The following is a 12,330-nucleotide window of genomic DNA, read 5'->3' as shown; positions in this document are numbered from 1 at the left end:
TTTACTCCTACCTTATGAATCAAAAGGAAAAAATGATTGAGTTATTTGACTATATTTAATAGATGAATCTGGTTGTTTACCCGTTTTGTTTTTAGGGCAGTCCCATTCCGCACAAGTTGGTTGTTCAGCCGTATCATGATTCTAACTAGTTAAAAATCATGCAGGAATGGAGGCTATGTATGAAAATAGCACTGATCGCCACAGAGAAGCTTCCTGTCCCATCGGTTCGAGGAGGCGCTATTCAAATCTACCTCGAAGCGGTTGCCCCTTTAATTGCCAAAAAACATGAGGTGACTGTGTTTTCTATTAAAGATCCGAATCTCGCTGATAGAGAGAAGGTAGACGGTGTCCATTATGTGCATTTGGATGAAGACCGTTATGAAGAAGCCGTTGGAGCAGAGCTGAAAAAGAGCCGTTTTGATCTTGTGCATGTTTGTAATCGCCCAAGCTGGGTTCCGAAATTGAAGAAACAGACGCCGGATGCTGTTTTTATTTTAAGCGTTCACAATGAAATGTTCGCTTACGATAAAATCAGCCAGGCGGAAGGCGAGATTTGCATCGACTCCGTAGCGCAGATTGTTACGGTCAGCGATTATATCGGACAGACGATCACAAGCCGTTTTCCGTCAGCACGATCAAAAACAAAAACGGTGTATTCCGGTGTGGATTTAAAAACGTACCACCCTCGCTGGACGAATGAAGGGCAGCGGGCTCGCGAAGAGATGCGAAGCGAGCTGGGGCTTCACGGCAAAAAAATCGTCTTGTTTGTCGGCCGGCTTAGCAAAGTCAAAGGCCCGCACATATTATTGCAGGCTTTGCCGGACATCATTGAGGAGCACCCCGATGTCATGATGGTGTTTATCGGGTCAAAATGGTTCGGAGATAATGAATTAAATAACTATGTCAAACATCTTCATACCCTTGGTGCGATGCAAAAGGATCATGTCACATTTATTCAATTTGTGAAGCCTAAGGACATTCCGCGCCTTTATACCATGTCAGATGTATTTGTATGCTCTTCGCAATGGCAGGAGCCTTTAGCAAGGGTGCATTATGAAGCGATGGCTGCGGGACTTCCTATTATTACAAGCAATCGGGGAGGCAATCCAGAGGTCATAGAGGAAGGGAAAAACGGCTACATCATTCATGACTTTGAAAATCCTAAACAATATGCCGAACATATCAATGATTTGCTGAGCAGCTCGGAAAAGCGGGAACGGCTTGGGAAATACAGCCGCCGTGAGGCAGAAAGCAATTTTGGCTGGCAGAGGGTGGCTGAAAATCTGCTCAGCGTCTATGAAAAGAACAGATAGAAGGGGTGAACAGAGTGTACCAAAAAGAGCATGAAGAACAGATTGTGTCCGAAATTCTCAGCTATTATCCTTTTCATATTGACAATGTGGCGCTGAAATCGAACAAAAGCGGACGCAAAATCTGGGAAGTCGAAACTGATCATGGCCCAAAGCTGCTAAAAGAAGCGCAAATGAAACCGGAGCGGATGCTTTTTATCACTCAGGCACATGCCCATTTACAAGAGAAAGGGCTGCCGATAGCACCGATTCATCAAACAAAAAATGGCGGTAGCTGCTTGGGCACGGATCAGGTTTCTTACAGCTTATATGACAAAGTGACAGGAAAAGAAATGATTTACTATGATGCAGAGCAAATGAAAAAAGTCATGTCGTTTGTCGGTCATTTTCATCATGACTCAAAAGGATATGTTTGCACAGATGAAAGCAAGAAGAGAAGCCGGTTGGGAAAATGGCACAAATTGTACCGTTGGAAGCTGCAGGAACTGGAGGGGAATATGCAGATCGCAGCATCCTATCCTGATGACGTATTTTCGCAAACTTTCTTAAAACATGCTGATAAAATGCTGGCAAGAGGAAAAGAAGCTCTTCAGGCGCTTGATGACTCAGAATACGAAACCTGGACAAAAGAAACGCTCGAGCATGGCGGATTCTGTTTTCAGGATTTTACATTGGCACGTTTGACAGAGATCGAAGGGGAGCCTTTTTTAAAGGAGCTTCACTCGATTACCTACGATTTGCCGTCAAGAGACCTTCGTATTCTGCTGAATAAAGTGATGGTTAAGCTTTCTGTATGGGATACTGATTTCATGGTTGCACTGCTCGCGTCCTACGACGCAGTGTATCCGCTCACAGAAAAACAGTACGAGGTACTTTGGATTGATCTCGCGTTTCCGCATTTGTTTTGTGCAATCGGGCACAAATATTATTTGAAGCAAAAGAAAACGTGGTCAGATGAGAAGTATAACTGGGCGCTGCAAAACATGATTTCTGTTGAAGAATCTAAAGATTCGTTTTTGGATAAACTGCCGGAACTGTATAAAAAGATAAAAGCGTATCGGGAGGCGAATTGACATGAGGTCATCGAGACAAAAAGCCTCTATTTCTAAACTGGATCTCGACCAATTCGTATTTACACCGCCTGGACCAATGGGATGGCAGGCTCATGACTCAATCTCAGCTGAGAAGGAAGAAGAGGAGAAGCATTTAGATGTGGGCAGCATTCGAGAGCTCCCTCACATCAATGCACCGAAAGAATATCAAGAAGAAACGATGGAAAAGGAAACAGATCACAAAATCGTCGATGATGAAGAAGAAACAAAATTCGAAACCACTCTAGAGCCTGAGGAGGAGCATGATTCGAAACGCTCAGTGCCCCCATATGAAGAAGAGGATGAAGATGAAGATGAAGAACCAGACTTAGCGGAAGAAGCTAAAGTGGAAATCATCATTCTTCCAAGTGAATCTAAACCAGCTCCATGGTTTTCTCAAACCGTAAAGCGCAAGGCATAAAGTCACATTTATGCCTTTTTTTATGTTTTCTGCAGCAAAAAAACAGCCCGTTTTGCAACACGAGCTGTAGGTTTTATGTTTTTGCTTTCACAAAAAGCTGATTGATAGATGACAAATCAAAATTTTGCGTCAGAAAAGGCGGCGGAAATTGTTTGTTTTTCGGGGTTAGAACGGATTGGTAAACAGTATTGAGCCTTTTGGCCGCATGGGTAAAGGTAAATAAAGCTTCTACATGCTTTCGGGCGTTTTTTGTCATTTTGTTCATTAATTCTTGATCTGTAAAGGCTCTGTCAATTGCTTTTGCAAATGAAGAAGGTTTGTTGTATCTGTCGATGACAAGACCGGTGACTTCGTCTTTTACGACTTCTCCGTTTCCGCCCCGGTTTGTGGTAATTAAGGGCGTGCCGGCCGCCATTGCTTCATAATTCACACGGGCGAGGGGTTCGTTCCACTGAGAGCTGCACACAAATACATCTGCCATCAGAAATAGGTTTGGGATGTCGTCTGCGGGAATGAATTTTGTAAAGATTATGTGGTCTCTGTATGGCAGGGCCAGCGTGCGCAGATAGGTTACATAATGGTTTTCGCTGTCATCGCTGAACCACTTCCCGCCTGCTATGACCAGTACAGCATCAGGGTGCTGCTGCAAAATCCTTCTCATGCTGTGAATGAGAAGGTGAGGTCCTTTTGTCGGGCTTAAGCGGCCGGCGAATAAAATAACTTTTTTATCTTCAATACCGTATTTTTTCCGGTATGTTTTTCTGACAGCCGAGCCTTTCATCGTCCAGACGGGCGGATAAGAGTTTAAATCAACGCCGGAATACACAACTTTTGTGATGTCCTCGGCTTCAGGGAAACGTTCAATGACGGTTTGTTTAATAAATTCGCTCACAGTTGTGATCATGGAGACATTGTCGAGTACTTCTTTTCCTTGCGCGAAGGTCATCTTTTTTTCAGAAAACATTTCGTTATGCAGGCTCAGAACGATCTTGCTGTTTGGTGAGGCTTTTTTATATAAAGAGACATTTAAAGGCCTGTTGAACACATGAATGAGGTCAAAGGAAGAGGCTCGCAGCTCTTCGGCTACCGCCTCGCGGTAATGTTCTTTTGGCAGATGGATATAATGTACGCCGTCTTTTGTTTCTCTTTTTGGAAGCGCTGGATCTTCTATTGAAAAAATAGTCAGGTCGTACCTGCTGCTGAAATAGGGCGTGACACCGTCAATCATCATTTGAATAGCGCCGCCGCGTACTGCGGGCGCCGGCAGCTTTTCTGTACAGATAAAGGCAAGCTTCATTTTTATTCCCCCTGATACAGCGACGATAAATAGGCGATTTCGTTGGTCAAGCCATCCTTTAAGGATGTGGCGGGATCATAATGCAAGAGCTGCTTTGCTTTTGAAATATCCGCCCACGTGTTGCTCGGTTCCCCTGCTATTTTGTCCGAAAAGTGCAGTGTTGCTTTTCTACCGGAAATATCCTCAATGAGGGAGACAACCTTTAAGACTGAGGCACGCTCAGCACCGCCGATATTTACTGTTTCACCAATAAGGTGGGGTTTCCCAAGAACAGCGGTGATGCCTTTGACACAGTCGCTGATATAAGTGAAATCTCTTGACTGCTGCCCATCACCGAAGATGGTAAGCGGCTTTTGCTGAAGGTGCTGCTTAATGAGCCGGTGAAAAGCCATATCCGGCCGCTGTCTTGGCCCGTATACGGTAAAAAAACGGAGAATCACAATTGGAATGCCAAAGCTTTGTTGATACACATGGCAAAGCTTTTCTCCCGTAAGCTTTGTTACCCCGTACGGAGATAAAGGAGAAAGCGACGTGTTTTCGCTGACTTTTCCTTGTTTTTCGCCATAGACGGAAGAGGTGGATGCAAAGACGAACGTTTGAATAGAATGTTTCCGGCACTCCTCGAGGAGCCTTTGGAGCGCTTGGATATTATGTGCGGCATATGGGTGAAAATGACTGCCCCAGCTTGAGCGGACACCCGGTATGGCCGCCAAATGAAAGATGACGTCCACTCCTTCCAGTAAGGGAGCAAGATCCGCTGTCAGCAGATTTTCCTTTATGAACGTAAATCGCTTTTCCGGCAGCAGGTTTTTAAGGTTTTTTAGTTTCAAGGAAAATGGAGTAGGACCGATAAAGTCATCGATTCCGATAATGTTATGTTTCTTATCTTTTAGTAATTCTTCGCAGAGGTGGGAGCCGATAAAGCCCGCTGCTCCTGTGACGAGTATTTTCATGGACGGCCAACTCCCGTACAGATCAGGCCGCAAGCCTCGATCAGTTCTTTTTTCAGTACGTTGCGCCCGTCAATCACAAGACGCCCTTTCATGATATCTGCAGCCTTTTTCCAATCAAACGCTAAAAACTCAGGCCATTCTGTCGCCAAAAATAAAAAGTCACTCTCTTCGACCGCATCAAAAGCTTGAGAATGCTGAGTTACATGTTGCCGCAAATGTTCTGGAAGTACAGCTTCAGGATCATATGCATGAACATCACATCCCAGCTCCGCCAGCCTTTCCATCAGTCTGACAGCCTGAGAATTCCTGATGTCATCGGTATTCGGTTTGAAGGAAATGCCGAGTACAGCCGCTTTCTTGCCTTGAAGTGTTTCGAAGAATGACTGTATTTTTTTGATATACAGGCCGAGCTGGGTGTCATTAATGTGCTGCACGGCCCGGAGCAGGAAGGTCTCCGTGTTTTTTTCCTGGGCAGCAAATTGCAGCGCCTGCAGATCCTTTGGAAAACAAGAGCCTCCGTATCCGATGCCTGCCTGCAAAAAGTGCTCCCCGATCCTTGGGTCTAGACCGATAGCGCGGGAAATATCTGAGATATCTGATTGATAGGCTTCACATATGCGGGCCATTTCGTTAATGAACGAAATTTTGGCCGCTAAAAAGAAATTGTTGGCATATTTGATCAGCTCTGCTCCCGCTAAGCTTGTAACGATAAAAGGGGTATCAATGTGTTTGTAAATGGATTTGACGATGGCTGCCGATACGTGATCTTCTTCCTGAACACCGATGACTGTTTTGTCAGGATGCAGCATGTCATATAAGGCATTGCCTTCCCGCAGAAACTCCGGATTGGATACGATATTAAAGAGGTTTTTAGACACTCCGGAGGCAATCAGAAGTTTTGCTATGTTTTCATTAGTCCCGGGCGGAACAGTGCTTTTCGTAATAATGGTTTTATACGATCGGATCGCCTCGCTTAAATCACCGATGACGGACTGCAGGGCTTTCGTATCAGCTGATCCGTCCGAACGCGGCGGAGTTCCGACTGCGATAAAAATAACGGGACATTCCTCCATGCTCGATTTCACTTCAGAAGAAAACGAGAGATTGCCGCAACGAAGTATTACATCTGAAAGCCCAGGCTCGTAAAAGGGAATGACTCCTTTTTTCAGCTGCCCGATTTTTTTGACGTCTTTGTCTGTGCATATCATGTCATGTCCGATGGATGCCAGTGCCGCTGATAGGGTTAAACCGACATACCCGGCGCCAACCACACAAATTTTCATCACCTGAGCTCCTTTACAAGATTACTGGTCATATATCAATATCCTATTAAAAAAGGGCTGGTTCGTGATTCCGCTTTCTGCCCAGTTGCTCCCGCCTAATTTCAGATGTACAAACATCGGGATGCGCTCTTGGAATATCATGTAATAAACATGAGCTGAGGGGAAAATAACATGATAAAAAAAGCGATCATTCCTGCAGGCGGATTCGGCACGAGAAATCTGCCGGTGACGAAGGTGATTCCGAAAGAAATGTTTCCGGTAGGATCTAAGCCTGTGATTCATTATCTTGTTGAAGAATTAAAGGAGTCAGGCATTGAGGACATTTTGATGGTTGTATCGAGCCATAAAAATCTGATTGTCGACTATTTTGATTCCTCTTTGGCACTTGAGGCTTTTTTGGCCTCTAAGAATAAACTGCATTTGCTTAGTGAGCATCGCATTCCGGATATACGGATTCACTATGTGCGCCAGCCTTATGCAAAGGGTCTTGGCGACGCCATTTCTTTCGGAAAGCAATTTGCAGGCAAAGAGCCTTTTGCCGTCGTTTTGCCAGATGATCTGATTTTTTCCGCCAATCAGCCGGCTTTAGGACAGCTGATTGAAGCGTATACGAAATATCAGTCCAGTGTGATCGGCTTAAAAGAAACAAAAACGGAGGATTTACATCATTACGGGGTGATAAAAGGGGAGCCTGTTGAAAAAGGGCTTTATCGCATACAGGATATTGTGGAAAAGCCTAAACAAAACCCTCCGTCTCATTTTGCCGCAGCAGGGCGTTATATTTTCACACCTGATATTTTTAATGAGCTGGAGGCATTAGAAGCTGATAGCGGAGGAGAAGTGCAGGTAACGGATGCGATAAAAGCTTCGCTCGGGGCATGTACTGTATACGGGAAATTGCTAGAGGGCGAGCGGTATGACATCGGCCTGCAAAAGGATTATCTGAAGCTGATTTACGATATGCTGAAAATGGAAAAGAACCCCCAATAATCGGGGGTTCAATCAGCGTGGAGATCGCCGAATGTGGTCATGATTCCCTCTTCGTCAAGTTCTTCTTCATAGCGCTCATGGGCTCTGCTTTGATAAACGGTAATTTCTTTTCCAGTGATATCTGTAGCGATGAAATTTTCGTAAGACTCCGTATTGCCGATATTCTCTTCGGCATTCATCGTCATATCATCATAGCTGAGCGGAGGGTTTTCCATATCCTGCGGCGTTTGTGAGTTACCATATTTTTCGACATCCTGATAGGAATCCTCACTGTCATATGGCGCTCTGATTTCTTCATCATCATCAAATTCAAATTGCCCGAACGGTGTTTCTTCTTCAATCGGACGGTCTTTGGAAACCACGTCCTGTGACGAATACTCCGCGAGGGTTGTGGCAGTCGGAAGCGCTTCAAGTCGTTCGAAAGGGATTTCCTTTCCGCTGACTTCACAAATGCCATACGTACCGTTTTCTATCGCCTTCAATGAATGCTCAATGTCCCGAAGGTGCTCTCGCTCATGTAAATCGAGAGCGATGTCTTTCTCACGCTCGTAAAGTTCTGTCGCCTGATCGCCGGGATGGTTGTCGTATGCCGAAAGCTCACCCCACGAATCATAAGGAAAGGCTGAGTTAAGCTGAAAATGGTCATTGTCTTTGAAACGGTTTAAGATATCTTTTTTCGTTTGTTCCAGTTCATTTTTTAAATGCTGAAGCTGTTCTTTCGTAAGCAATGTGATCGCCTCGTTTCTCTGTGATGCATACCTTTAGTATGAACAGATCGCCTGAGAACTTTCATAAATGGCGGGTGGAGGAATATAGGAGGTTTTCCTTTTATGGTAAGCGGATACAACCTTTGCTATCAGTGGAGAAAGAAATTTGAGCTTTGTTTCTTTTTCATTTCTGAAATTAGGTTTATAATAGGTAAGGCAGGCCATTTGGACTGCATGATCTGTGTTTGACACAAAGGAGACACAGGTGTATGGTATTAAAAGCATTTTAAGGATTATGGAGGAATGTCTCATGGTGACAACGGTGCAGCGTACGTTCCGAAAGGAAGTTCTACATGCATTACATAAAGCCAAAGAAGTCAACCATGCTGTCTTAATAAGCTATTCGAGACAAATCGAGTCTCTTGACCCTCTATCATTTTTCAATTACGGAGCAAAAAAATATACAGGCAATCGATTTTTTTGGTCAGATCCTGAAAGTGAATTGACAATAGTCGGTCTTGGCAAAGAAGCGGTTTTCCAGACAAATCAAAAAAACAGCGAGCGGTATCGTGAGGTTTTTGAACAATGGGAGCGCTTTAAAAAGACGGCTTTTCATATTTATGAAGAAGAAAAGCTGCAGCATTCTGCAGTGGGACCTGTGTTATTCGGAGGATTTTCTTTTGACCCTTGCGAAGAAAGAGGTTCACAATGGGACCATTTCTCGGAAGGGGATTTCTTTGTGCCTGCGCTTATGCTGACGATGACTGCTGAAGGCCCGTTCTTAACAGTTAACAGATGGGTAAGCGGAGGAGAAGACGCAGAAGCTGTTTTAGAAGGCTTAAAAGCTTTTGCGGCGGAATTTATGGTTCCCGATTTCAAGCAAGAAGATCAGGCTGTGATTGCAGCAGCCGAAGAGCTGGATAAGGATGATTGGCTGAAAGCAATCGAAACAGCCACAAGCCAAATTAAAGGGAAACAATATGATAAGGTTGTTCTTGCCCGAGAGCTGCTGCTCACGTTTGACGGTCCAATCCAAATAGAACCGGTGCTTAAAACCCTTCTGGACGATCAGCAGACAAGCTATGTTTTTGCAATTGAACAAGAAGGCAAAACTTTTGTCGGCGCGTCTCCGGAAAGACTGATCAAAAGAGACGGCGGCACTGTCATGTCTTCCTGTCTGGCAGGCTCCATTAAACGAGGCGTGAATGAAGAAGACGACCGCCGGATAGGCCTTGAATTATTAAACGATGAGAAAAACCTGCTTGAGCATGATATTGTGGTAGGTATGATTCATAATGCTTTTGTATCAAGCTGTTCAGAGGTTGAAAAGCCTGATGGACCTGTTTTGTACAAAACAAAAAGCGTTCAGCACCTGTTTACGCCGATTGTCGGACAGTTGCGCGAGTCTGCTTCGATTTTTGACTTAATTGAGAAGCTGCACCCCACTCCGGCGCTTGGGGGATCACCTCAGGAAAAAGCTGTTGACGTGATCAGGGAGATTGAACCGATGTCCCGCGGCTGGTATGCGGCCCCTATCGGCTGGATTGACAGCCAGGATAACGGGGAATTCGCGGTAGCCATTCGTTCAGGGCTCATCGAAGGAAGCACAGCAAGGCTGTTTGCCGGGTGCGGTATTGTGGAAGACTCGGAACCAATCTCGGAATATGAAGAAACACAGATTAAATTGAAGCCGATGATCTCTGCATTAGGAGGTGAGAGGCGTTGACAGTCAACCCGATTACTCATTACATCGGAAGTTTTATTGATGAATTCGCCCTTTCCGGAATTACGGACGCCGTCGTTTGTCCGGGCTCAAGATCTACACCGCTGGCTGTTCTTTGTGCTGCGCATCCCGATATCAGCGTCCATGTCCAAATTGATGAAAGATCTGCCGGATTTTTTGCCTTAGGTTTGGCAAAAGCGAAGCAGCGTCCCGTACTATTGATCTGTACATCTGGAACAGCCGCGGCCAACTTTTATCCGGCTGTGGTTGAAGCCCATTATTCAAGGGTGCCTATTATTGTGTTAACTGCTGATCGGCCTCATGAGCTGCGCGAAGTAGGCGCACCGCAGGCTATTAATCAGCACTTCTTATTCGGTAACTTTGTTAAGTTTTTCACAGACTCTGCTCTTCCTGAAGAGTCTCCGCAAATGCTGAGATACATCCGAACGCTGGCAAGCCGCGCTGCCGGAGAAGCACAAAAGCGCCCAATGGGGCCTGTCCATGTGAATGTGCCGCTGCGCGAACCGCTGATGCCGGATCTTTCAGATGAGCCGTTTGGAAGAATGAGAACAGGCCGTCATGTGTCTGTGAAAACGGGTACGCAGTCTGTTGACCGCGAGTCCCTGTCTGATGTGGCTGAGATGCTCGCAGAGGCTGAAAAAGGAATGATCGTCTGCGGAGAGCTCCATAGTGATGCGGACAAGGAAAACATTATTGCGCTTTCAAAAGCGCTTCAGTATCCAATTTTAGCGGATCCGCTGTCTAATCTGCGGAATGGTGTTCATGATAAAAGCACTGTTATTGATGCGTATGATTCGTTTTTAAAAGATGATGAGCTGAAGCGGAAACTCCGTCCTGATGTTGTCATTCGGTTTGGACCGATGCCTGTTTCAAAACCGGTTTTCTTATGGCTTAGGGATGATCCGGCGATTCAGCAAATCGTGATTGACGAGGATGGAGGGTGGAGAGACCCGACACAGGCAAGCGCGCATATGATTCATTGTAATGCGTCTGTTTTTGCTGAGGAGATCATGGCAGGCCTTACTGCTGCTGCCAGATCCTCAGAGTGGCTGGAAAAGTGGCAGTTTGTCAATGGGCGGTTCCGCGAGCATCTGCAAACAATCAGCAGTGAAGATGTTTCGTTTGAAGGCAATCTCTATCGAATCCTTCAGCATCTTGTGCCTGAAAACAGCTCGCTGTTTGTGGGAAACAGCATGCCGATCAGGGATGTTGATACGTTTTTTGAAAAGCAGGACCGCCCTTTCCGGATTTATTCAAACCGGGGAGCAAACGGGATAGACGGTGTCGTCTCCTCTGCCATGGGGGTATGTGAAGGAACAAAAGCGCCTGTTACCCTTGTGATTGGAGATTTATCTTTTTATCACGATTTAAACGGCCTGCTGGCGGCCAAAAAGCTGGGTATTCCTCTTACTGTGATTCTTGTCAATAATGACGGAGGAGGGATTTTCTCCTTTTTGCCGCAGGCTTCTGAGAAGACACACTTTGAAGATTTGTTCGGCACACCGACAGGGCTCGATTTCAAGCATGCGGCTGCACTTTACGGCGGAACGTATTCATGCCCGGCTTCTTGGGATGAATTCAAAACAGCTTACGCGCCGCAGGCAGACAAGCCCGGACTCCATTTGATTGAAATCAAAACGGATCGCCAATCAAGAGTCCAGCTTCATCGCGATATGCTGAATGAGGCTGTGCGGGAAGTGAAAAAACAATGGGAACTGTAAACATAACGGTATCAGATGGTATCCGATATGCAGTGGCAGACGAGGGACCGAATGCTTCCGAAGCCGTCGTCTGCCTGCATGGGTTTACCGGCAGCAAACAATCATGGACTTTTCTTGATGAGATGCTGCCTGATTCCCGCTTGATCAAAATTGATTGTTTAGGGCATGGGGAAACCGATGCCCCGCTGAATGGGAAAAGATACAGCACAAGCCGGCAAGTTTCTGACCTTGCCGAGATTTTTGATCAATTAAAACTTCACAAAGTGAAATTGATTGGGTATTCTATGGGAGGAAGGCTTGCTTACTCTTTTGCGATGACATATCCCGAGCGGGTATCGGCACTTGTGCTTGAAAGCACGACGCCGGGGCTCAAAACACTTGGGGAACGGCGGGAACGAATTATGCGGGACCGGAAGCTTGCTGATTTTATTTTACGAGACGGGCTCAAAGCATTTGTTGCGTATTGGGAGAATATCCCTTTGTTTTCATCTCAGCAGAGGCTGGCTGAAGATATTCGGCACAGGATACGATCGGGCCGTCTGCGGAACAATAAGATTGGGCTTGCGAACAGTTTAACCGGCATGGGCACCGGTTCACAGCCTTCCTTGTGGAGCCGTGTAGAGGAAATAGATGTTCCTGTGCTTCTTATCTGCGGGGAGTGGGACGAAAAATTTTGCGCCATCAATCAAGAGGTGCATAAGATGCTTCCTTCTAGTAGAATAGAGATTGTTCCAAAAGCAGGACATACGGTCCATGTGGAACAGCCGCGATTGTTTGGTAAAATAGTGAGTGAGTTTTTGACAAGCATCTGAC

At 45.7% G+C, this 12,330-nt stretch carries 11 protein-coding genes; 7 read left to right on the top strand and 4 right to left on the bottom strand.

The annotated features are described in order from the left end of the window. Positions 1 to 179: 179 nt before the first annotated feature. Genes cotSA through NYE49_RS15615 form a run of 3 tightly spaced genes read left to right on the top strand, consistent with a single transcriptional unit; the run spans position 180 to position 2,822 of the window. Entirely contained in the window at positions 180 to 1,313 is a 1,134-nt protein-coding gene (cotSA, locus tag NYE49_RS15625; RefSeq protein ID WP_046340261.1) for a spore coat protein CotSA, read from the top strand. A gap of 14 nt (positions 1,314 to 1,327) precedes the next feature. Then, the gene (gene cotS / locus NYE49_RS15620; protein WP_047183078.1) at positions 1,328 to 2,383 is read left to right on the top strand and encodes a spore coat putative kinase CotS; all 1,056 of its coding nucleotides are present in this window, start codon (positions 1,328 to 1,330) and stop codon (positions 2,381 to 2,383) included. Position 2,384: 1 nt separating this feature from the next. Beyond that, a complete protein-coding gene (locus NYE49_RS15615) occupies positions 2,385 to 2,822 on the top strand; it encodes a hypothetical protein (protein WP_015384457.1) in 438 nt (145 codons plus the stop codon). 73 nt (positions 2,823 to 2,895) lie between these two features. Here the strand turns inward: NYE49_RS15615 and NYE49_RS15610 are convergent, their stop codons facing one another. The 3 genes from NYE49_RS15610 to NYE49_RS15600 are packed head-to-tail and all read right to left on the bottom strand — an operon-like array spanning position 2,896 to position 6,355. Beyond that, positions 2,896 to 4,119: a glycosyltransferase family 4 protein gene (locus NYE49_RS15610; protein WP_047183077.1), complete on the bottom strand. Its 1,224-nt coding sequence runs from the start codon at positions 4,117 to 4,119 to the stop codon at positions 2,896 to 2,898. A gap of 2 nt (positions 4,120 to 4,121) precedes the next feature. After that, positions 4,122 to 5,072 carry an NAD-dependent epimerase/dehydratase family protein gene (locus NYE49_RS15605; protein ID WP_047183076.1) on the bottom strand — a complete coding sequence of 317 codons (951 nt, stop codon included), beginning with the start codon at positions 5,070 to 5,072 and terminating at the stop codon, positions 4,122 to 4,124. Beyond that, positions 5,069 to 6,355: a UDP-glucose/GDP-mannose dehydrogenase family protein gene (locus tag NYE49_RS15600; RefSeq protein WP_015483601.1), complete on the bottom strand. Its 1,287-nt coding sequence runs from the start codon at positions 6,353 to 6,355 to the stop codon at positions 5,069 to 5,071. Before NYE49_RS15600 ends, NYE49_RS15605 begins: the two co-directional genes overlap by 4 nt. A 171-nt stretch (positions 6,356 to 6,526) precedes the next feature. Here NYE49_RS15600 and NYE49_RS15595 point away from each other — a divergent pair, with 171 nt between their 5' ends. After that, positions 6,527 to 7,345: a UTP--glucose-1-phosphate uridylyltransferase gene (locus tag NYE49_RS15595; protein ID WP_342410407.1), complete on the top strand. Its 819-nt coding sequence runs from the start codon at positions 6,527 to 6,529 to the stop codon at positions 7,343 to 7,345. Positions 7,346 to 7,353: 8 nt separating this feature from the next. On the opposite strand, the gene NYE49_RS15590 is transcribed toward NYE49_RS15595, so the two are convergent. After that, the gene (locus NYE49_RS15590) at positions 7,354 to 8,073 is read right to left on the bottom strand and encodes a yteA family sporulation protein (protein WP_003229046.1); all 720 of its coding nucleotides are present in this window, start codon (positions 8,071 to 8,073) and stop codon (positions 7,354 to 7,356) included. 289 nt (positions 8,074 to 8,362) lie between these two features. Here NYE49_RS15590 and NYE49_RS15585 point away from each other — a divergent pair, with 289 nt between their 5' ends. Genes NYE49_RS15585 through menH form a run of 3 tightly spaced genes read left to right on the top strand, consistent with a single transcriptional unit; the run spans position 8,363 to position 12,329 of the window. Then, positions 8,363 to 9,778, top strand: a complete 1,416-nt coding sequence (locus NYE49_RS15585) for an isochorismate synthase MenF (protein ID WP_015483599.1) — start codon at positions 8,363 to 8,365, stop codon at positions 9,776 to 9,778. Further along, positions 9,775 to 11,517 carry a 2-succinyl-5-enolpyruvyl-6-hydroxy-3-cyclohexene-1-carboxylic-acid synthase gene (gene menD, locus NYE49_RS15580; protein WP_015384451.1) on the top strand — a complete coding sequence of 581 codons (1,743 nt, stop codon included), beginning with the start codon at positions 9,775 to 9,777 and terminating at the stop codon, positions 11,515 to 11,517. Before NYE49_RS15585 ends, menD begins: the two co-directional genes overlap by 4 nt. Then, positions 11,505 to 12,329: a 2-succinyl-6-hydroxy-2,4-cyclohexadiene-1-carboxylate synthase gene (menH, locus tag NYE49_RS15575; protein WP_015483598.1), complete on the top strand. Its 825-nt coding sequence runs from the start codon at positions 11,505 to 11,507 to the stop codon at positions 12,327 to 12,329. Before menD ends, menH begins: the two co-directional genes overlap by 13 nt. The last annotated feature ends 1 nt before the right edge of the window (position 12,330 follow it).

The sequence above is a fragment of the Bacillus sp. FSL L8-0358 genome, from assembly GCF_038593095.1.
Taxonomy (GTDB): Bacteria; Bacillota; Bacilli; order Bacillales; family Bacillaceae; genus Bacillus; species Bacillus subtilis.
The sequence above is the reverse complement of the archived record's forward strand: the minus strand, read 5'-3'. Positions and strand labels throughout refer to the sequence as shown.